Here is a 19119-nt window from a genome sequence, read left to right as displayed (position 1 = left end):
ACACCAGCGCACGGCGGCGACGACTCCTCGTCGCCGTCGCTGCGCCCTGCCGACAACACCTGAGCCGGGCTCGCTTCCGGCTCCCCTGCCTTCCATCAACGGAGCGACCATGAAACGCATCCTCGCCGTGGGCCTGACAGCCCTGTGCGCCACCGCGTCCCTGAGCGCATGCTCGGGCCGTGACACTGCCACCGCCGCAGGTGACTGCGACCCCGGCATCACCGACACCGAGATCCATTTCGGCACCAGCTTGGTGCAATCGATCGCCGGGTCCCAGGCGACCGCGGCATCGGCCCTGTTCGATGAGTTGAACGCCACGGGCGGCGTCGCCATGGGTGATGGCAAGTCCCGCAGGATCATCTACACCGCACTCGACGACGGGTACGACCCGGCGCGCACGGTCGGCAACGTCCGGTCGCTGGTCGAACAGCAGCAGGTGTTCGCGATCCAGAACCTGATCGGTACCGCGTCGACCCTCGCCGTCGTCGACTATCTCGCGCAGAAGAACGTCCCGCTGGTGTTCCCCATGACCGGCACCGACGAACTGCTCGCCACCCTCGGCGAGCGGCCCGTGGTCGCCGGTGCGGTCAACCCGCAGACCGGCTGGGAGGTCGCTGAGCGCGCCGAGCAGATCCTGCGCGATCACCCGCAAGCGAGGGTTGCGGTGCTGTATCCGAACGACAGTCTGGGCAACGGCAGCCTCGCTGCCCTGACATCCGGCCTCGACGGCAGCGGCGCGCGGATCGTTGCACAGCAGTCGTACGAGCAGACCACACCGTCCGTGGATTCCCAGGTCGTCAACCTCGCGAGCTCCGGGGCCGACGTCTTCGTCAACTTCGCGACCGCCAGCTTCGTGACGCAGTCGCTGAAGAAGGCGCACGAGCTGGGCTGGAAGCCGGAGACCTACATCTACTCCGGCGCCACTGACACGAACTTCGTTCTGGCGCCTGCCGGTCTCGACGCGGCCGAAGGTGTGCACTCCTTCTACTGGATCTACGACGTCAGCAGCACCGACCACGACCAGCGCCCGGGCATGCGCAACTGGCGGGCGTTCGCCGAGCGGCACGCCGAAGCGATCAAGTCGACCGACACCATCGCGGCGACCGGGTACAACACTGCTCAGCTGCTGGTCGCCGCCCTCGAACAGATGAAGGGGTGCACCCGCGCCGATCTGCTCGACTCCGTCCGGAACCTGCAGGGAGTCACCACGGCCCTGTCTATCGACGGTGTCACGTTCGATACCAGCGCGGACTACCCGTACGCGATCACGTCGATGGCTCCGATGACCTTCCGCGACGGTAGTTGGCACTACGACGCTGTGGTCACCCGCAGCACCGAGCGATGACCGCCGGACCCCTGGGGGTGCCTCCGCTGCAGGTGAACGACGTTCGCCTGCGATTCGGCGGAGTCGTCGCCCTCGACGGACCATCATTCACCATCGAACCCGGCCAGATTGTCGGGCTGATCGGCCCCAACGGCGCGGGGAAGACCACCCTGTTCAACTGCATCAGCGGGCTGTACCAACCGGAGTCGGGACAGATCACCTTCGGGTCTGCCGACCTGCTCGCGCTGTCCGCGGACGCGGTCGCTGAGGCCGGGATCGCGCGCACGTTCCAGAACATCGGCTTGTTCCCGACGATCTCGGTGCTCGACAACATCCTTACCGGGGCGTACTCACGCACCCGGGCAGGTTTCCTCGCCACCGCGTTGGGACTGCCGCGCACCCGCCGGGAGGAGGCCGACGAACGGCAGGAGGCCTGGGCGCTTCTCGAATCGATGAATCTCGAGCACGTCGGCCGCGAACCGGCAGGCAACCTGCCCTACGGCACGCTCAAACGGGTCGAGCTCGCACGCGCACTGATGCAACGACCCCGGCTTCTGATGCTCGACGAACCGGCGAACGGCCTGATCCACGAGGAGGTCCTCGAACTCGCCGACACGGTCCGGCGCCTGCGCGACGAACGGGGATTCTCGGTGCTGCTCGTCGAGCACCACATGGCCATGGTGATGTCGATCTCCGACCGTGTGGTGGTGCTGAACTTCGGGCAGAAGGTGACCGAGGGAGAACCGGCCGAGGTCGCTGCCCATCCCGAGGTCATCGAGGCATACCTGGGCGGTGCCGCATGAACGTGCTCACCGTCGAAAACCTGCATGCCCGGTACGGGCGCGCGGAAGTGCTGCACGGCATCGACTTCCAGGTACCGGCAGGGGAGGTGACGGTGGTGCTCGGCGCGAACGGGGCCGGGAAGACCACCATTCTGCGATCGATCTGCCAGTTGGTGCGTACCACGGGGCGAATCACCCTCGACGGCCGCGACATCACCGGCATGCGGACCGACCGGATCGCCCGCCTCGGTGTGGCCCACGTACCTCAGGGGCGCGGTACATTCGGAGACCTGACGGTGGAGGAGAATCTCCGTGTCGGTGGATACACCACCTCTGCCGCCGCCACCGACCGGGCGATCGAGCACTGGTACGACTTCTTCCCGCGACTACGGGAACGACGACGGCAACAGGCAGGCGGGCTCAGCGGCGGTGAGCAACAGATGCTCGCGATCGCCCGGGCACTCGTGGCAGGTCCGAGGCTGCTATTGCTCGACGAGCCGTCTCTCGGCCTGGCCCCGCGCATCACGCAGGAGGTGTTCCGCGCGCTCGGCCGGATCAGCGAGGAGACCGAGGCGACGATCCTCGTCGTCGAACAGAACGCGCACCTGGCTCTCGACATCGGGACGTCTGCGGTGCTCGTCGACGCCGGTCGTGTCGTCGCCCAACGCGCTGCCGCCGGATTGGCCCACGACGAGTCGGTGCGCCGCGCGTACCTCGGCTACTGAGCACAGGAGAGTGGTCATGGATGTATTTCTTCAACAATTGGTGGACGGGCTCACGTGGGGCGCCCTGTACGGCGCGTTCGCGTTGAGCATCGTCCTGGTCTACCGAGCCTCCGGGATCGTCAACTTCGCGCAGGGGGAGATGGCGATGTTCTCGGCGTTCTTCGCGTGGCAGTTCCACCAGTGGGGTGCGCCGCTGTACCTCGCCGTCCTGGGCGCGATGGTGGTGGCCTTCGGCGGTGGCGCCGTCGCCGAACGAGTCCTGATCCGCCCACTGGCGTCCTCACCGAACCACATGCCGTTGGTCATCATCACTCTCGGTTCGATGCTGGTACTCAACAGCGCCGCGGGGTGGATCTGGGGTGTGCAGAGCAAGGAGTTCCCGGCGATCGCTGCCGGACCGGTACTCACCCTCGGTCCGGTCGCGGTCTCCCGGCAGTCATTGGTGATCGTCGGGGCCGTCAGCGTCGTCGCGGCGCTACTGTTCGTCCTGTTCCAACGCACCAAGGTCGGATTGGCGATGCGGGCGGCGGCCGCCAACCCCGACTCCGCGCAACTGATCGGGGTCCCCGTCGGTCGCATGCTGATGATCGGCTGGGGCCTGGCCGCGGCCATCGGGGCCCTCGCCGCCGCCCTCGCGGCGCCACAACTGTTCCTACAACCGAACATGCTCGTCGCCTCGCTGATCTACGCATTCGCCGCCGCCGTTCTCGGCGGCCTCGACAGCCCGGTCGGCGCTCTCGTCGGCGGGTTGTGTGTAGGTGTCGCGGAAAACCTTTCAGGCACTTATATTTCCTGGATCGGACACGACTTCAAACAGGCTGTCGCGCTGGCGCTCATCCTCGGGGTGCTGCTCCTCAAACCCGAGGGCCTGTTCGGTGCACGAAAGGTGGCCCGGGTATGAGAATCGTCGAACTCCTTCGCCGGCCCCGCGCCGAACTCGACCCACCGCGGTGGCTGGCAAGGGCCACCGTCGTAGTCGTGGTTCTCGTGGCGGCGGTGGCACCGCTGGTGTCGGCGCCATACGTCAACTTCGACCGCTCCATGGTGCTGGTGTACGTGGTGGTCGGGTTGGGACTGAACCTGCTGACCGGCAACACCGGTCAGATCTCGCTCGGCCACGGCTTCTTCTTCGCCGTCGGCGCCTACCTCAGCGCCGTGTTGGTCGAGAACCACGACGTCCCGTACCTGCTGCTCCTTCCGATCGCGTTCGCGGTCTGCTACGTCATCGGGTACCTGTTCGGCCTGCCCGCCCTGCGCCTGCACGGACTCCAATTGGCACTCGCCACGCTGGGTCTGGCGCTGGTGACCCCCGCGGTGATCAAACGGTTCGAACACGTCACCGACGGACAGGCGGGAATCAACGTCGCCGGTGCCGAACCGCCCGGCTTCAGCGGACTCGAACGCGACCAGTGGGTGTACTACCTGTGCCTGGTCGTGGCGCTGATCGCCTACCTCGTCGTGCGACGGCTCTCCACCGGCCGAATCGGCCGATCACTGATCGGAATCCGAGACTACGAAGCCGTCGCCACCACTCTGGGCGTCCCCGCCACCCGCACCAAGACGACGGTGTTCGCGCTCAGCGCGGCATTCGCCGGTGTCGGCGGCGTGCTCTATAGCTTCGTGGTCCAGTACGTCGGACCCGAGGCATTCGGGCTGCCGCTGGCGATCGCCTTCATCACCATGATCGTCATCGGTGGCCTCGGCACCGTTCCGGGCGTCGTGTTCGGCGCGTTCTTCGTGCAGTACGTGCCGCAGTGGACGGCGGAGATCAATCAATCGGCGGCCGGCATGACCTACGGAGCCGCGCTGATCGTCTTCATCTTCGTCCTCCCATACGGGGTGATCAGCCTGGTCCGATGGGCGCTGGGGCCACTGGTGAGCAGGATCCCGGGCACTCGCTTACACACCCGGTCGACGACGCCGGCCGACGAGGATCCACGGGAACTGGTCGTCTCCCACTGACGACTGACATCGGCTGCGAAGACAGGCAGTGCCCGGCGGACGGATCCGCCGGGCACTGCCTGGTGTTCGCGTTCTATCGGTTCAGGTGCCGGGGAGCGGCCACACGCAGTCGGGCCAGCACCGCGATCGAGAGCGCCCGACGCACCCCGTCGTCCGAATAGTCCAGCGCTCCCTCGCGCAGCCGAGAGGCGAGCTCGGCCTCGGAAACGCACCCGAGCGCACCGAGGGCGTCACCGAGACCGGAGTTGATGCCGTTCCCGGCGTCGAGTTCGCGTCCCGCGGTGCGCAGCAGGTTGACGCAGATCCGCAGCAGATACCGCTGCCGATCGTGCGTGCCCTCGAGAGTGGGGCCGATGTCGATGGCCAGCGTGTCGGCGACCAGATCGACGATCTCGGTGACGGTGGGCCTTCCGTGTACGGTGGGCCCGGGCGGGGTGGTCGGTGGAGTAGGCACGGAGTCGTCGAGCACACCCAGCACATCGAGCAAGTCGTACTCGGATTCGCAGACCCGCCGTCCGATTGCCGCCAACTCGAGAGACGGCTCCGCCCCACCGAAGTGACGTTCGGCCTGAAACCTGCTCAGTACCAACCATCTCAGCGTCCCGAAGGCTTCCCACCAGTGCAGTTCGGCCACCGAGGGGCGTGTCCCGGTGGCCTTCTCGTAGCCGTCGAGGAGCTGTTCGCGGGTGCCGATGCCGGCGACCGGTGCGGGCGCACCGAACCGCCACGCCCGCACACACAACCAGCCGAGGTCCTCGACGGGGTTGCCGAGGTGGGCGAGTTCCCAGTCGAGCACCCCGCGGATGCCGGTACCGTCGACGAGAAGGTTTCCGATCCGGAAGTCACCGTGTACGAGGGTATTCGGGCGATCCGTCGGGCGGTGATCGCGCAACCATCGCAGACCGGCCTCGACCGCCGGACGGGGATCGTTCAGGTCGCGGTAGACGGCCTCGATCGCGTCCACCGGGTCGGTGGCGTCAAGCATGTCGAGAGTGTCCAGGGGAGTGCGATGGATCCGGCCGAGCACGTAACCCATGTCCACGGCAAGGTGGCTGCGCACAGCCTCGAACGCCGGATCCTGCTGCAGCCTCCGGGGGAGTGCCTCTCCCTCCACCCTGTCCATGAGCAGGTACGGAGCGTCGATGCCGGGCGCTGTGTCGCCGGAAGCAAGGACCACGGGCACCGGTACTCCGGCAGAGGCGGTGGCCCGCAGGCACGCCACCTCCGCCCGCATCCGGGCGGCGTCGCCGTGCCCGGGTGGGTCGCGGCGCAGCACCACCGGTAGAGGACGCCCGTCCGGGCTCTCGGCGTCGACGGCCCACACCTGCCGGCTGGCACCGCCGGTGAGTTGCCGGAGTTCCCCGACGGTTGTCCCGGTTCCATAGGCGGCAGTCAGCACGGCGCGGACGCCGTCTTCGAGGGTGACGGGGGCGTGAGTCATCGCCATGGGGCGGCCTCCGGATCGCGCAGCAACCGACGGGCGGTGGACATGCGGTGCACTTCGTCGGGTCCGTCGTAGATACGTGCGTACCGCGCCTGCCGGTACATCCGCTCGAGCGGGGTATCGGCGGTCAGACCGAGGGCTCCGTGGATCTGGATGGCACGGTCGACGACGTCGTGCAGCATGCGGGCACCCCAGAACTTCACCAACCCGATGCGGACCCGGGCATCCTCTCCGGCGTCCATCGCGCGGGCGGCATCGAGCGTCATGAGCCGGGCGGCGTGGATCTGGGCGGCGGATTCGGCGATGTAGCGATGCACTTCGCCCTTCTCGGCGAGCAGGGAACCGTGGGCGAAGCGGGTGTTTGCGCGGTCACACATCAGCTCGTATGCCCGCTGCGCCTGCCCGAGCCAGCGCATGCAATGGAAGATCCGCCCAGGGCCGAGACGGTCCTGGGCCACCGCGAAACCCTTGCCGCGCTCGCCGAGGAGGGCGGACGCCGGAACGCGGACGTCGGTGAGCCGGACCTCGTAGTGATCACTCGGGTTGTGCCCCATCGTGGGGATCGAGCGGACGATCTCGAATCCGGGGGTGTCGGTCGGCACGATGATCGCGCTGATGCGCTCGTGCTGCGGTGTGGTGTCGGGTTCGGTCCGGGCGAAGACCGAACAGTAGCCCGCATTCTGGACTCCGGTGGTGAACCACTTGTGCCCGTTGATCACCCAGGTGTCGCCGGCGAGGTCGGCGCGCGTCGCGACGAGAGTGGGATCCGAGCCGGCCACTTCCGGCTCGGTCAGACCGACCGAGGGGAGCAGGTCGCCGGCAACCATCGGGGGTATCCATCGCTGCTTCTGCTCGGGGGTGCCGTGTTTGTGCAGCATCAGCGTGTCCTGCATGGAGACCGAGCCGACGGCCATCTGGCCGAATTCCGAGCGTCCGATGATCTCGTTGAGGTAGACGAAGTCGAGGAAGGGGACGCCACCGCCCCCGAGCTCGGCGGGGTGGCCGAGTGCCCACAGGCCGAGTTCCTTGGCTCGCTCGCGCAATTCGGCGAGTGCCTCATGCGCGGCGCCGTCCTCGTTCACCAGGACGGGTTCGGCGGGGATGACGGTCTCGTCGATGAACGAGCGCATCTGCGCGCACAGTTCGGCGAGGGGAACGGCGGAACGGGTGTCGGTCATGTCAGTGCTCCCGTGGATGGGCAGTCGGCGTGCGCAGAGGCCGGGTGGCGGCGGAGTCGACGTATTCGTCGATGCGGGTGATCCGGCCGCCGACGACGCGGACGAACAGGCTCGCCGGCACCTCCAGCAGTCCGTGCCCGGGCAATGTGGCGCGCAGTACGTGCTGCTGAGCGAAGCCGTCCGGCAACTCGTGGCGGCGGATGTCCTCGTAGCGCAGGTCGTCGAGGGTGCGTGAGAGCCAGCGCAGCACGCGCAGGTTCTCGGTGACCGTCTGCTCGCGCCCGTCGTCGTTGTGCCAGATCCGTGCGTCAGGTGCATACAGTTCAGTCAGCGTCGTCTCGTCGCCGTCACTGACGGCGGTGAAGAAGCGATCGGCCAAGTCGTTCATGATCATTCGTCACTTCCGTGCGGTGCTGGCGCTGTGGTCGGCGAAGCGGGTCGTCCGTCCCGGTGGCGGCAGCGAGGTGGTCAATTGCTGGCGGCGCCGGCCGGTACCGGTAGGCCTCCGGCCTGGAGCAGTCCGCTGGGGAGGGATTTGTGGAGCAGGCGCTCAGCCAAACGGGCGGCGGCGAGTTCCCTGTCGATGTCGATGCCGGTGGTGATGCCGCCATCTTCGAACATGTAGACCAGTTCCTCGGTGGCGATGTTGCCGCTGGCTCCGGGCGCGAAGGGGCAACCACCGAGGCCACCGACGGAGGTGTCGAATTGGCGGATGCCCAAGGTGTACGCCGCCCATGCATTGGCGAGGCCCTGACCGCGGGTGTTGTGCAGGTGCAGGCCGAGATCGATATCGGGGGCGGCGGCGCGTACCCGGGTGAGCACGTCGGTGGTGCGCACCGGTGTCCCGGTGCCGATGGTGTCGGCGACCGACAAGGCGTCCGCGCCCGAAAGAACAGCACGGCGAGCGATTTCGGCCACCCGATCCGGTGGGGTCGGGCCGTCGAACGGACAATCGAAGGCGATGGCGATGATCACTTCGAGATGGCCGCCGGCCTGGTGGACCAGTTCGGCGACGGAGGCGATCAGCGCGATCGACTCCTCGCTGCTGCGGCCGACGTTGGCTCGGCTGTGCCCGTCGGAGGCGGACACGACGTACTCGAGGCGGGACACGCCGGCCGTGAGTGCCCGCTTCACCCCGCCGAGTCCGGCCACCAGCGCCGAGAACGTCACGTGTGGCCAGCGGCTGAGGTGGGCGGCGACGCCCTCGGCGTCGGCCAATGCCGGGACTGCTCGCGGGGAGACGAAAGACGTGACCTCGATACGTCCGACGCCGGTGGCCGCGAGTGCGTCGATCAGCTCCAGCTTGGCCTCGGTGGGAATGGGTCTCTCGATCTGCAGTCCGTCGCGGGGTCCGACCTCACGGATGTCAACCCTCGGTGGGGTCTCGGTCATGAGATCGTGCCGTGATCGCGCAGCGCGGCGAGCCGTTCGGCGTCGTAACCGAGGAGCTCGGTCAGCACCTCGTCGGTGTGGGTTCCCGGTCTGCTCGGCCCGCCCCAGCGGACCCCGCCCGCGGTCTCGCTGAGTTTCGGGATCACCCCGACTCCCTTCACGGGTTCGGGGTCGAATCCTTCGTCTCCGGGCCCGACGGACGGGTCGACATGGTCGACGAAGATCTCGCGGGCGTTGAACTGCGGGTCTGCCAGTACCTCGGCAACGGTGTTGACCGGTCCGGTGACCACCTCGAACTTCGTCAACAGTCCGATCAGGTCGGTGGCCGGGAAACCGGCCGCCCACTCGGCGATGACCGCGTCGAGTTCGTCCTGGTGATCACCGCGTGCGGTGTGGGTGGCGTAGCGGACGTCGGTGGCCAGCTCCGGACGACCCATCGCGGCAGCCAGGCGCGCGAACAGCGTGTCCTGGTTGGCCGCGATGATCACCCACAGTCCGTCCTGCGTCCGATACAGATTGGACGGTGCGACGCGATCGAGTCGGGTGCCGGAGGGTTGCCGGACATGGCCGGTCTTGTGGTAGTCCGGAACGGTGGATTCCTGAATGGCCAGGGCTGCCTCGGTGAGCGCAGCGTCGACGATCTGTCCCCGTCCGGTGCGCTCGCGCGCGATCAGTGCCGCGAGGACACCCTGGAAGGCGAACATCCCGGCGAGGCTGTCTCCGAGGGAGAGAGCGATCCGGGGCGGCGCCTGTCCGGGAAACCCGTTGAGGTGGCGCAATCCGCTGATGCCTTCGGCGACCGAGGCGTATCCGGGACGGCCGGCGTACGGTCCGGTCTGGCCGTATCCGGAGACCCGAGCCAAGACCAGTCTTGGGGAGATCTCTCGCAGGACGTCGTAGCCGACGCCCCAGCGCTCGAGGGTTCCGGGCCGGAAACTCTCGACGACGACGTCGGCGGTGGCGGCGAGGTCGAGGAAGATCTGCCGTCCGGCTTCGGTTCGCAGGTCGAGATTGACGCATCGCTTGTTGCGGGCGTGCACGGACCAGAAGTACTGGTGCCCACCCTCGGCCTGCCCCCAATCTCGCAGTGGGTCAGGACGATCCGGGGCCTCGATCTTGATGATGTCGGCCCCCATGTCTCCGAGCAGCCGTCCGCAGTAGGGGCCGGCGATCAAGGTGCCCAGTTCGAGTACCCGCAGGCCGTCGAGTGCTCCCGGAGGGATCTCATCAGTGGCGGTCGAGGGCGGCGCATGCGTTGTCATGGTGCTTGCCTTTGGGGGATGAGAAGGGATGAAAATTCGGTGCTCAATCCCGGTTCAGCCCGAGTGCGCCGAGGCACATCTGGTCGAGGGTGTCGAGCAGAGCCGCCTCGTCGGCCTCGTCGCCCTGGATCAACCACAGATACAGGGTGTGGTCGACCATGGCGGCCATGGCGCGGGCGGCCAGTACCGGGTCGAGGGTGGCCGTCACCAGGCCGTCCTGCTGCCAGCGTGCGATGGCGCGGGAGGTCCGGTCGATCAACTGACGACGGTGCTCGTGGCGGAGTTCGCGGAACTCGGCGTTGAAGGTCGCGACCTGTTCGACGATCGCCATCAGTCGGGCGTTTCGGCGATAGGCCTGATAGTACGAGCGGTTGGAGGCGATCAGCTTCTCCACCGGGGACAGATCCGTATCGGTCGGCTCCCGGCGGTGCATGTCCTCGAACAGTCGGGTGCTCAACTCCCGGAACACGTCGTCCTTCGACTCGAAATAGCGGTAGAAGGTGCCGTAGGAGACCTTCGCCTCCTGGGCGATGTGTTCGACCCGGGTGTCGAGGAATCCGACTGTCTCGAACACCTTCTGCGCAGCGTCGAGGAGTGCGTCACGCGTCTTGCGACCGCGCGCGGTCAGGGTGTCGGCCGTCGCCGGCGTGGACGGGGTATTGACAGATGACTTGCTCACAGACAAACTCTCCCAATAGATGACATGACTGTCAAGTCATTTTTGATCGCTTCTCGCGACGACTTCACCACATCGGAAGGACCGCTATGAGCACTTCGAACTCCAAGTACGAACTTCGTGGTATCAACCACCTCGCGCTGGTGTGCTCGGACATGCAACGCACCATCGATTTCTACTCAGGCGTGTTGGGCATGCCCCTGATCAAGACCATCGAGCTGCCGGGGGATCTGGGTCAGCACTTCTTCTTCGACTGCGGCAACGGCAACACCATCGCCTTCTTCTGGCTGGCCGATTCCCCCGAGGCTGCGCCCGGTCTCGCCGCCCCCAAGGGACTGCCCGACGAGGGCGAACTCGCCAGTGCGGTGGGATCGATGAATCACGTCGCGTTCGCGGTGCCCCCGGAACAGTTCGACGAGTACTACAGCCGGATGCAGGCCGAGGGAATCAAGGTCAGCCGGATACTCAACCACGACGACAGCCCTTCCGGTGTGTCCCGGCACGTGCACCCGGGCACCTTCGTGCGCTCGTTCTACTTCCAGGACCCGGATGGTGTCTTGCTCGAATTCGCCTGCTGGACAAGAACCTTCACTGAATCCGACGTCTCGCACGAACCGAGGACCGCCGCCGACCGGCGCGTACCCACCGCATCCTGACCCTGCCCGCCGTCCGCCGTCCGAAAGGAGCCGCAGTGCCCCGCCTACGTGAAGTGCCCCGCGCCGAAGTCACCGACGAGAAGATCCTCTTCTTCTACGATCGACTGTTCGGACCCGACAAAGATCCTGCCGTCGATCACGGCACCGTCCACGGCACTCCCGGCGACTGGTGGACCGTATTCGCCCAGTCACCGGATGTGTTCCGGCACGCCGTACGCGGGTTCTCGCTCTACCGCAACGCCTCCCTGGACCCGCTGCTGCGCGAACTGGGACAGGGCCGGGCCGGGTACGCGCGCGGAAGCCAATTCGTCTTCTCCCAGCACTGCAAGCAGATGCGTACCCTCGGGATGTCCGAGGAGAAGATCGCGGCCGTTCCGCACTGGCAGGTCAGCGACTGTTTCTCCGCGCTCGAGCGGGCCGTGCTTGCCTACACCGACGGCCTCGTCTACGACGGCGGCCGGGTACCGGACGAGGTGTTCGCGGTGCTGAAGACCCACCTGACGGATCCTGAGATTCTGGAACTGACCTACATCACCAGCCTTTACGACATGCACGCGACCATGTGCCGCGCTCTTCGTCTCGAATTCGACGACCGGCCCGAGTTGGTCGCCGAGGTCGAGATTCCTGCCGGTGTCTCAGTTCGGGATCTGTCGGCCGACCTGTCCGGGGAATGACCTGGTGCTCGAAGTTCTATACAGCAACAGTATTCAGGGGACGGGCCGTCTGCCTTACGTCGCCTGTCCGACAAGGTGTGCTGATGTTCGGGGGCCTCGTGGTCGTGGACCGGGGGAGACGCCGAGCACGGAGAGCGTGCGACGCTCTTTGTCCGGCAAGGCGTCGGCCCTCCACTTCTTCACCGCCCGGTAGAGCCACTGGCCCACCTGTTCACCCTCAGCGGTGACATAGTTCGCGGGAACAAGTGCGTTGCCGTGCTCTTCGCGGTAGGCGGCGATGGCGGTGAGCATCCGTCGCCGCTTGGCGTCGGTACGTGACACGGCCGGAAGTGGGACGTCGTCATCGCTCCACAGAAATCCGATCGCGTCGAGTTGCTCGATGCGCTGAGGCGGCAGAGTGCCGAGCATGCGGGCAATCCGCTGGCGGTCCTGCCAACGTCCCAGTCGGAAACCGCATTCGGTGACGTAATCGGCCGGGACCGGAGTTCGGGGGTGCTGGTGCTGAAAGGCGCGGTAGAGCTGCAGTGCGGAGGTTGCGGGCCTGTTATCTCGCATCGAGATCGCATCCTTGTGAAAGCCGTCGAGCATTATCCGGATAGTCATCACTTCAAGTATGTCAACGAGTTTGACGATCTGTCACGAAAGTCGGCTCGTGTCGCCCCGGGAATGCAATCTCTGCCGGGGCGACGAATGCCCGAATGTGGCGCTAGTCGTGGATGTCGACAGCGATTCTCGTCGGTTCTGTGAGAGTCGTGACCTGGAACTGCGGGTAGTCGGTACGGAGGCCGACGAACGACTGGGTGCCTCTCTCGTAGTTCGGCGTGAGGTGCACCTCGACGACGCTGTACGCCGCGGGGTCCGACAACGGGTTCGGTCCGTTGTACGCGGCGATCCCACTCTCGGCCGCGGAGTCCGTGTCGAAGAAGTAGATCTGCAGGATCGATCGACCGTGGATTCGTGTCGCGGTCTCTTGGCCGCGTTGCGTTGCCTCGGCGACGTATTCGGCGCGCCAGCGAGGTGCGTACGTGCCGCCGAAGTCGTAGACGATGCGATCGAATCCGTCGTGACGTTCGATGTGCACGCCACTGGCCGTAACTCCGGGGACGGGTGGAACGACCAGTATCCTCGGGCCCGGTGTTGTCGGTGTGGGAGGGTCGGGGATACCGGGACCCGCGTTCGGGTCCGTCGGCGGGGGAGGATCCGGTGGTTGGGGCGCGGCACCTCCGCCGGATTGTGCAGCGGGGACCATGCTCCACGGGATCGTCGTTCCTTCGACGGATCCCACTTGTTCGCTGGGCGACTGGCAGCCCGCCGCCAGGGCGATACAAGTCGTCATTGCGACGAACAGGATCGGTGTGCGCGTTTCGCCCCTCATGGTATGGGTATCGTCCTGCGCCGACGAGATGTGACTCGCGCAGCCGGAGGGTGTGGATCTGGACGTCACGTGCCTGAGCGTGCGTAACCGGGACTTGCTTCAAGGACACGTCATTGTCCAGCACCTTCCGGATGGGGCCACAGACAGCCCGAGATCGCATAGCGTGCGGACCAGGTCGAGGCGAGCCACTGCCTGGCGTCGCGCTCAGCCAACTGGACGATGGACTAGAGCTCGTTGTCATCCACGTAGCAAGAGTGTGGTGTCCACGACCTGCTCGCCGACATGTGGCACTCCGCGCCGGATCCGTAACAGACCATTCGGTCTGGACGATCAAGATGCCAAGGTCTTATACCGACACAAGGAGCGAGAACAATGGGTTCGTCTGAAGTCTTCACCGATTTGGTCGCCTGGGGTGCCGAGGGTTTCCTGAACGGAAATCCGGTGCAGTCGGCAGTGGGCACCGTGCTGTTCCTCGGCCTGGGACTCTGGGACCTCGTCACGGGTGCACCCATCGTCATCTGAGCCGGCCAGATGCTCGGCCGCGGGGCTTCGACACGTCCCCAGCGGGATACCCGACATCAGAGTTCTTGCTACTGAAAGGATCTCAATGAGAAACGCTACTGTCGTTGCAGCACGCGTCACGGCCACCGTCGTATCGGGGCTGGCCTTCACAGCGATCATCGGCTCCGGCACCGCCCAGGCGGACCCCCAGGACTGCGTCATCCAGCGGGATGCCCTCAGCGCGACGGCGACCTGCCATGACACCGATGCGCCCGCCGGCAGGGAGTACGCGCTTATCGTCGACTGTTGGGGCCTTCACGGAATCCCCAACGCCTTTCCGTTGTATGCGATCGGGCCCTTCAGTCAGTCCAGTCCCTCATTCGTGCCGACAGGTCAGGCCACCGGGGCTTGCAGCACGAATTGGGGTGCCCCCTCGTTGAATGCCGGCGTGATCACCAACGCCCGCGTGGAGATCTATCGCCAGTAACAGATAACAGGGACGCGACCGCGTGTTCGCCGAACCCGTGTACTCGGTTGGGCTCTCGCGTCATGGCTTCACCGCATCACCAAGACGAGGGCCGTAGCGCCAACGACCGTGCGCAGAGCTGACCGAACAGAGATCCGCTTTCGGGACGCGCGTGGACCCTTGCGGGTGTGCGCGCTCGGCGCCGATCTCGTCCCGGTGCAGGTTCGTCAATCGGGAAGTTCGTTGGACGTGCCACTGCACACACTGTCCGGTGACGGACGAAGTCGACTCCGCCGGTGACAGCCGCTGCGACCTCGGGAGGGCGACCAATGGAATTTGTTGCCGGCATGGGAGCGGCTTCTCATGCTTGTCCGTGCGCGGAGCTTCGGATTGTGGAGGTGCCCGGCAGGTATTTCGCGCCGGTGTCGTCGGGAGCGGTGTCCTCGCAGCGGTGGGGACTGGCATCGAAACTCATCGCAGTTCTGGCGTCGTCGTAGGTGGGCCAGCCGGGATCTCCGTGGGTCGCGAAGTCGAGCCAGGTTTGGTGCATCGCGCGGGTGAGTGCGCCAGGTGCGGCGTCGCCGATGAGGTCGCGGCATGCCTGTGCGGTGTCGAAGACGAAGGGGACGTCGAGGCCGTGTGCGGCGCCGTGCAGTGGTGATCGCCAGGCGAATTCGTAGACGTAGGTGGGGCCTGGGTGGCGGCGCGCAGTGCGGCGGCTCGGTGATCTGAACATCAGGTCCGTGTAGGCGGCTGTGAGTGCGTGCGCGGGGGTGACGGCCGGGTCGTGGAGACCGTGTCGTTCGAGGAGCGCTTCGGCATCGGGGTAGGTGGCGGCCAACTCGGCTACGGCGTCATGCGCGTCGAAGGCGGCGAACTCGTCGGCACCGAAACCGAGGTTGACTTCCTCGAGTGTTGTGCCGATCAACAGGTCGACGCCGCGCGAGTATGTACTCGGGACTCCGACCGGATCGGGGAGGACGTCGTCACCCGTGGTGGGGAGGAACAGCGCACGACGGTGGCCCGGGTCGAAACCGTTGTCGTCGCGCAGGTCTGGGTGGGGGTCGTTTCTGAGCAGCGCTGCCTGCGCGCGTAGCAGGTCGGGGGCAGAGAATTCTCGGAATGCGTCTGTGGTCGCGGAGGTTCCGAGCCTGGCAGCGAGTGCCTTCGTGAGTTCTTCGGTGAGCTCGAGCCTGCGGGCCATCTCGTCGTGTCCGCTCTGGACGATCGCGCGCTGGAACAGTCCGGCGGCCAGCGGGGAGTGCAGCAGGAACGCGACCGAGGAGCCGCCGGCCGATTCGCCGAAGACGGTGACGTTGTCCGGGTTCCCGCCGAACCCGGCGATGTTGTCGCGAACCCAGCGCAGTGCTGCGATCTGGTCGCGCAATCCAATGTTCGTGATCTCACCGGACAGTGCGAGGAAGCCCTCCACCCCGAGTCGATAGTTGACGGTGACCAGGACGACGCCGTCGCGCGCGAACGAGGTGCCGTCGAAGGCGGGGGCGGCGCCCGACCCGATCACGAACCCGCCGCCGTGGACGTAGACCATCACCGGAAGCCCACTCGTGCCGGGGTCGGGTGTCCAGACGTTGAGATTGAGGTATTCGCCGTCTCCGGCGACCCATCCGGGTCCGATCAGCGGCGCCAGATTCGCGTGGGCGGGGTGCAACGGCGGCTGGGGTGCGGTCGCGCCGTAACCGGTGGCGTTCCTGGTCCCTGCCCATCGTTCGGCAGGGGCAGGGGGTGCGAATCGGCGTTCGCCCGCTGGAGCTGCCGCGTAGGGGATTCCCAGGAATCGGGCGACCCCGTCGGTGTGGTCACCGGAGAGTCGCCCTGCCTCCGTGCTCACGGTACGGACGGTCATCGGCGACGCCCCTTTCGTATGTGCGCGTCACGCTGGATGGTCGGGTCGAGGGTGGTGTGTGAAATCGGTACCCACCTGATCCAAGCCTGCCATGGGCTTCGGTGTCCGGCCTGAGAGCTCTGCCGTCAAGTCGTGTTGTGGGTCGTGATAGACCACTCGGACGACGGTCCGCTCGAGGCAGCGCATGACCTAGCGGAATCTGTTCCAGGGGCAGTGGCGCCGTCGGTTCCGCGGTCGCGCGGGCGTATGCGCGGGAAGGCGCTGAGGTGCACCTCACCGGACGCACGCGAGCCACGCTCGAGGATGTCGCCCACAGCATCAGGGACGAGGGCGGGATTGCGCACGTCGCTGTTCTCGATGCGGTGGACCGGGACGCGGTCGAGCGGCATGCCGCGGCGGTGGCGGACCAGAGCGGCGGCATCGATGTCTGCTTCAACGCCACCTTCAACGACGACATCCAGGGCACGCCGCTTGTCGACATGCGGGTCGGCGACGTCATGCAGCCGGTCGCCAAGGCGGTCACGACGAGCTTCACCGTGGCCACGGCCGCTGCGCGCCACATGGTGGGACGCGGCAGCGGCGTCATCCTCGTCATGGCTGGTGGGCGGGAGGCGATCCCGAACCTCGGTGGCTCCCACGTCGCGTGGGCCGCACTCGCCGGCCTGTGCCGACAGCTGGCCGCCGAGCTGGGGCCGCAGGGTGTCCGTGTCGCCTGGCTACTGTCGCCGGGCTCCCCGGAACAGGGCGAGCCCGACCCGGACGCCACCCGTCTGCTGCTGCCGCGGCGCCCGAGCTACGCCGATGTCGCCAACGCGGCCGTCTTCGCCGCGTCCGACTGGGCCACTGCGATGACCGCGACCGAGATCAACCTCACCGGGGGCGCTGTCGTCGACTGACACGGGGCTGCCGGTTGGACGAACACCCACAGGCACTCGACTCGAGGAGACACCAGTCGACGGCTGCCGCTTCGGTGTCGAGTGTCCCGTGGCGGCGATGATGGCGAGGTCCGCATCCTCCGAGAAGGTCCCGAAGTTGAAAATCGTTGTCCGCGAACACGTCGAAGTCGAGGGTAGCAACCACCCGCGGAGGGGATGAGCAGGTGCTGCCAACAGGACTGCAGTCACCGGACTCTCGGATGGTGTTGGATTCGTCGAGACCGCGGTGAGGGCCGATCAACCGTGACGAACTCGTGGTCGTAGCGGTGGGATCGGACCTGTTCCAGCTCAGATCGGCGGGTCATCCGCGTGCCTCGACCAAGTTAAGTATCTTGAGGGGCGTCATTATATTTACACGAAGGGACAGGCCCACATGACCCGCACCATCGCAGTGGTCAACCATAAAGGTGGCTCCACCAAGACCACGAGCACGGTCAACCTCGCCCAAGCCCTCGTCGAAGCCGGCTATACCGTCCGCGTCATCGACCTCGACCCACAATGCAACGCCACCACCTGGCTCGGCGCCACGCCCGAAGCCGTCGACAACGATGTCCTGTCGGTACTCATGCTGGTTGCGAGCATCGAAGACGCCACCACCATCACCGCGTCCGGGATCCACCTCGTTCCTGCCACCAAGGAACTCGATTCCGTCGGACCCTACTTCCTCAAGAAGCCCGGTGCACACGGCATCCTGCGCAAAGCACTCGCCAGCGCCCCCGATGTCGACTTCAACCTCCTCGACTGCCCCGGAGACTTCGACCACCTGACCATCAGCGCACTCGTCGCCTGCACCGAAGTGCTCGCCGCTGTCATGACAGGAGCCATGGAACTCGAAGCGCTCATGCGGATCGAAAACTACATCACCCAGCAGGTCGAGCTGCTCAACCCCACCGCACGGCTCAATCACATTCTGTGCGGCCGCGTCGAACTCGGCCAGGTCATCGACCAGCAGGTCCTTGCCGCGCTCCGCGAGACCTACGCCGAGCAGACGATGCGCACCATCATCCCGAAGTCCGTCCGAGTCAGCGAAAGCTACAGCGCCGAAGAACCCGTCGTCAGGTGGGCACCGTCCTCCTCCGCAGCTCGCGCCTACCGCGACGCCGCCCAAGAACTCGTCGAAAGGGACCCCCGATGACCGTGACACGTAAACCCGGACTCGCAAACAACCCCCTCGAACGCCGCCACCAGCCCCGCACAGGCGCGCACCAGGACGGGACGTACTCGAGAACGAGTCGCAAGGACCTCCTGACGAACGTGACACGTAAAGCGGGACTCGCCAACAACCCCCTCGAACGCCGCAAGCCACGACTGCCGAACCTCGTCGAGCAGGGCGTGGACCTGGCACAAGGAGCAGCCACCATCGCCGAACCTCAACCGGGGCCGGTGGCCCGCGGCGAGGAAAAGAAGACCACCAAACGGGTGCCCGCAGACAAGAAGCAGGTATCCGTCTACATCAACAGCGCCAAGGTCGAAAATGGTAAGAATGCCATCGCTGCCATCGGCCACATCGCCGGCGCCCCCAACAGTTGGTCCAACCTCGTCGACGAAGCCCTCGACCAGTACCTCGCCGTTCTCGAACGCAGATACAACAGCGGCGAACCCTTCCCGCCGCGCAACGCCGAATTCGTCCGGGGATCACGCATCAACTAGCCCGCCCCGGAGCAGTCACAATGACATCGAGCACGACCGGCTCGTCAGTCGATCGTGGCAGGCTATCGGTAGGTGCGGTTGTTACGCATCGACGACAAGCCGGTAAACGCTGCTCGAGACCGTCGAGATCGACCCGAACGGGCCCCGACCCCGAGCTCGCGCCGGACTACAACGTCGCGCGGTGCGGGAGCGGACCTCGTGGTCCCGGCATCTGCGCGACATGCGTCGGGCTTCCGGGTGTGGGGCGGTCGAG

21 protein-coding genes are annotated in these 19119 nt (G+C 66.3%); 12 read left to right on the top strand and 9 right to left on the bottom strand.

Annotated features, from left to right (window positions below):
• Window positions 1–109 precede the first annotated feature (109 nt).
• The 5 genes from FND50_RS20220 to FND50_RS20200 are packed head-to-tail and all read left to right on the top strand — an operon-like array spanning window position 110 to window position 4793.
• On the top strand, window positions 110–1345 hold the full coding sequence (locus FND50_RS20220; protein WP_144286858.1) for an ABC transporter substrate-binding protein: 1236 nt from the start codon (window positions 110–112) through the stop codon (window positions 1343–1345).
• Window positions 1342–2127 (top strand): ABC transporter ATP-binding protein, encoded by a 786-nt coding sequence (locus tag FND50_RS20215; protein ID WP_144286857.1) that lies wholly within the window; start codon window positions 1342–1344, stop codon window positions 2125–2127. The genes FND50_RS20220 and FND50_RS20215 overlap by 4 nt, the downstream gene beginning before the upstream one ends.
• Window positions 2124–2831: an ABC transporter ATP-binding protein gene (locus FND50_RS20210; protein ID WP_144286856.1), complete on the top strand. Its 708-nt coding sequence runs from the start codon at window positions 2124–2126 to the stop codon at window positions 2829–2831. Before FND50_RS20215 ends, FND50_RS20210 begins: the two co-directional genes overlap by 4 nt.
• Window positions 2832–2847: 16 nt before the next feature.
• Entirely contained in the window at window positions 2848–3732 is an 885-nt protein-coding gene (locus FND50_RS20205) for a branched-chain amino acid ABC transporter permease (protein ID WP_144286855.1), read from the top strand.
• On the top strand, window positions 3729–4793 hold the full coding sequence (locus FND50_RS20200) for a branched-chain amino acid ABC transporter permease (RefSeq protein ID WP_144286854.1): 1065 nt from the start codon (window positions 3729–3731) through the stop codon (window positions 4791–4793). Before FND50_RS20205 ends, FND50_RS20200 begins: the two co-directional genes overlap by 4 nt.
• 73 nt (window positions 4794–4866) lie before the next feature.
• Here FND50_RS20200 and FND50_RS20195 read toward each other — a convergent pair whose 3' ends face one another.
• From FND50_RS20195 to FND50_RS20170, 6 genes are all read right to left on the bottom strand, one after another.
• Window positions 4867–6240 carry a phosphotransferase family protein gene (locus tag FND50_RS20195; protein WP_313905271.1) on the bottom strand — a complete coding sequence of 458 codons (1374 nt, stop codon included), beginning with the start codon at window positions 6238–6240 and terminating at the stop codon, window positions 4867–4869.
• Complete coding sequence (locus FND50_RS20190; RefSeq protein WP_144286853.1) at window positions 6231–7415, bottom strand: acyl-CoA dehydrogenase family protein; 1185 nt, start codon at window positions 7413–7415, stop codon at window positions 6231–6233. The genes FND50_RS20195 and FND50_RS20190 overlap by 10 nt, the downstream gene beginning before the upstream one ends.
• 1 nt (window position 7416) lies before the next feature.
• A complete protein-coding gene (locus FND50_RS20185; RefSeq protein ID WP_144286852.1) occupies window positions 7417–7803 on the bottom strand; it encodes a nuclear transport factor 2 family protein in 387 nt (128 codons plus the stop codon).
• A gap of 80 nt (window positions 7804–7883) precedes the next feature.
• Window positions 7884–8807 carry a hydroxymethylglutaryl-CoA lyase gene (locus tag FND50_RS20180; RefSeq protein WP_144286851.1) on the bottom strand — a complete coding sequence of 308 codons (924 nt, stop codon included), beginning with the start codon at window positions 8805–8807 and terminating at the stop codon, window positions 7884–7886.
• Entirely contained in the window at window positions 8804–10069 is a 1266-nt protein-coding gene (locus tag FND50_RS20175; RefSeq protein ID WP_144286850.1) for a CaiB/BaiF CoA-transferase family protein, read from the bottom strand. Before FND50_RS20175 ends, FND50_RS20180 begins: the two co-directional genes overlap by 4 nt.
• A 43-nt stretch (window positions 10070–10112) precedes the next feature.
• On the bottom strand, window positions 10113–10748 hold the full coding sequence (locus FND50_RS20170) for a TetR/AcrR family transcriptional regulator (protein ID WP_144286849.1): 636 nt from the start codon (window positions 10746–10748) through the stop codon (window positions 10113–10115).
• 86 nt (window positions 10749–10834) lie between these two features.
• Between FND50_RS20170 and FND50_RS20165 the strand changes: the two genes are divergently transcribed.
• Both FND50_RS20165 and FND50_RS20160 read left to right on the top strand, forming a co-directional pair.
• The gene (locus FND50_RS20165; RefSeq protein ID WP_144286848.1) at window positions 10835–11401 is read left to right on the top strand and encodes a VOC family protein; all 567 of its coding nucleotides are present in this window, start codon (window positions 10835–10837) and stop codon (window positions 11399–11401) included.
• A 35-nt stretch (window positions 11402–11436) separates the two neighbouring features.
• Complete coding sequence (locus tag FND50_RS20160) at window positions 11437–12075, top strand: carboxymuconolactone decarboxylase family protein (protein WP_144286847.1); 639 nt, start codon at window positions 11437–11439, stop codon at window positions 12073–12075.
• A 54-nt stretch (window positions 12076–12129) separates the two neighbouring features.
• Here FND50_RS20160 and FND50_RS20155 read toward each other — a convergent pair whose 3' ends face one another.
• Together FND50_RS20155 and FND50_RS20150 are read right to left on the bottom strand one after the other, a co-directional pair.
• A complete protein-coding gene (locus tag FND50_RS20155; protein WP_065493090.1) occupies window positions 12130–12630 on the bottom strand; it encodes a helicase associated domain-containing protein in 501 nt (166 codons plus the stop codon).
• Between the two features lie 151 nt (window positions 12631–12781).
• On the bottom strand, window positions 12782–13156 hold the full coding sequence (locus FND50_RS20150) for a hypothetical protein (protein WP_005571763.1): 375 nt from the start codon (window positions 13154–13156) through the stop codon (window positions 12782–12784).
• A 666-nt stretch (window positions 13157–13822) separates the two neighbouring features.
• Between FND50_RS20150 and FND50_RS36190 the strand changes: the two genes are divergently transcribed.
• Window positions 13823–13972, top strand: a complete 150-nt coding sequence (locus FND50_RS36190) for a hypothetical protein (RefSeq protein ID WP_166680588.1) — start codon at window positions 13823–13825, stop codon at window positions 13970–13972.
• Window positions 13973–14057: 85 nt separating this feature from the next.
• A complete protein-coding gene (locus FND50_RS20145; RefSeq protein WP_186301087.1) occupies window positions 14058–14438 on the top strand; it encodes a hypothetical protein in 381 nt (126 codons plus the stop codon).
• Between the two features lie 340 nt (window positions 14439–14778).
• Here FND50_RS20145 and FND50_RS20140 read toward each other — a convergent pair whose 3' ends face one another.
• A complete protein-coding gene (locus FND50_RS20140; protein ID WP_144286846.1) occupies window positions 14779–16281 on the bottom strand; it encodes a carboxylesterase/lipase family protein in 1503 nt (500 codons plus the stop codon).
• A 266-nt stretch (window positions 16282–16547) separates the two neighbouring features.
• Between FND50_RS20140 and FND50_RS20135 the strand changes: the two genes are divergently transcribed.
• The 3 genes from FND50_RS20135 (at window position 16548) to FND50_RS20120 (ending at window position 18866) form a co-directional block, all read left to right on the top strand.
• Window positions 16548–17177 (top strand): SDR family NAD(P)-dependent oxidoreductase, encoded by a 630-nt coding sequence (locus FND50_RS20135; RefSeq protein ID WP_260850549.1) that lies wholly within the window; start codon window positions 16548–16550, stop codon window positions 17175–17177.
• Window positions 17178–17589: 412 nt separating this feature from the next.
• The gene (locus FND50_RS20125) at window positions 17590–18351 is read left to right on the top strand and encodes a ParA family protein (protein ID WP_144286844.1); all 762 of its coding nucleotides are present in this window, start codon (window positions 17590–17592) and stop codon (window positions 18349–18351) included.
• Window positions 18348–18866: a hypothetical protein gene (locus tag FND50_RS20120; RefSeq protein ID WP_005253169.1), complete on the top strand. Its 519-nt coding sequence runs from the start codon at window positions 18348–18350 to the stop codon at window positions 18864–18866. The genes FND50_RS20125 and FND50_RS20120 overlap by 4 nt, the downstream gene beginning before the upstream one ends.
• Window positions 18867–19119: the final 253 nt, after the last annotated feature.

Source organism: Rhodococcus sp. WB9, assembly GCF_007558985.1.
Taxonomy (GTDB): domain Bacteria; phylum Actinomycetota; class Actinomycetes; order Mycobacteriales; family Mycobacteriaceae; genus Rhodococcus_F; species Rhodococcus_F opacus.
The sequence above is the reverse complement of the archived record's forward strand: the minus strand, read 5'-3'. Positions and strand labels throughout refer to the sequence as shown.

Coding starts and splice junctions, on each gene's coding strand:
- FND50_RS20220 (WP_144286858.1), top strand. CDS start 110: ATGAAACGCATCCTCGCCGTGGGCCTGACAGCCCTGTGCGCCACCGCG.
- FND50_RS20215 (WP_144286857.1), top strand. CDS start 1,342: ATGACCGCCGGACCCCTGGGGGTGCCTCCGCTGCAGGTGAACGACGTT.
- FND50_RS20210 (WP_144286856.1), top strand. CDS start 2,124: ATGAACGTGCTCACCGTCGAAAACCTGCATGCCCGGTACGGGCGCGCG.
- FND50_RS20205 (WP_144286855.1), top strand. CDS start 2,848: ATGGATGTATTTCTTCAACAATTGGTGGACGGGCTCACGTGGGGCGCC.
- FND50_RS20200 (WP_144286854.1), top strand. CDS start 3,729: ATGAGAATCGTCGAACTCCTTCGCCGGCCCCGCGCCGAACTCGACCCA.
- FND50_RS20195 (WP_313905271.1), bottom strand. CDS start 6,240: ATGGCGATGACTCACGCCCCCGTCACCCTCGAAGACGGCGTCCGCGCC.
- FND50_RS20190 (WP_144286853.1), bottom strand. CDS start 7,415: ATGACCGACACCCGTTCCGCCGTTCCCCTCGCCGAACTGTGCGCGCAG.
- FND50_RS20185 (WP_144286852.1), bottom strand. CDS start 7,803: ATGAACGACTTGGCCGATCGCTTCTTCACCGCCGTCAGTGACGGCGAC.
- FND50_RS20180 (WP_144286851.1), bottom strand. CDS start 8,807: ATGACCGAGACCCCACCGAGGGTTGACATCCGTGAGGTCGGACCCCGC.
- FND50_RS20175 (WP_144286850.1), bottom strand. CDS start 10,069: ATGACAACGCATGCGCCGCCCTCGACCGCCACTGATGAGATCCCTCCG.
- FND50_RS20165 (WP_144286848.1), top strand. CDS start 10,835: ATGAGCACTTCGAACTCCAAGTACGAACTTCGTGGTATCAACCACCTC.
- FND50_RS20155 (WP_065493090.1), bottom strand. CDS start 12,630: ATGCGAGATAACAGGCCCGCAACCTCCGCACTGCAGCTCTACCGCGCC.
- FND50_RS36190 (WP_166680588.1), top strand. CDS start 13,823: ATGGGTTCGTCTGAAGTCTTCACCGATTTGGTCGCCTGGGGTGCCGAG.
- FND50_RS20145 (WP_186301087.1), top strand. CDS start 14,058: ATGAGAAACGCTACTGTCGTTGCAGCACGCGTCACGGCCACCGTCGTA.
- FND50_RS20140 (WP_144286846.1), bottom strand. CDS start 16,281: ATGACCGTCCGTACCGTGAGCACGGAGGCAGGGCGACTCTCCGGTGAC.
- FND50_RS20125 (WP_144286844.1), top strand. CDS start 17,590: ATGACCCGCACCATCGCAGTGGTCAACCATAAAGGTGGCTCCACCAAG.
- FND50_RS20120 (WP_005253169.1), top strand. CDS start 18,348: ATGACCGTGACACGTAAACCCGGACTCGCAAACAACCCCCTCGAACGC.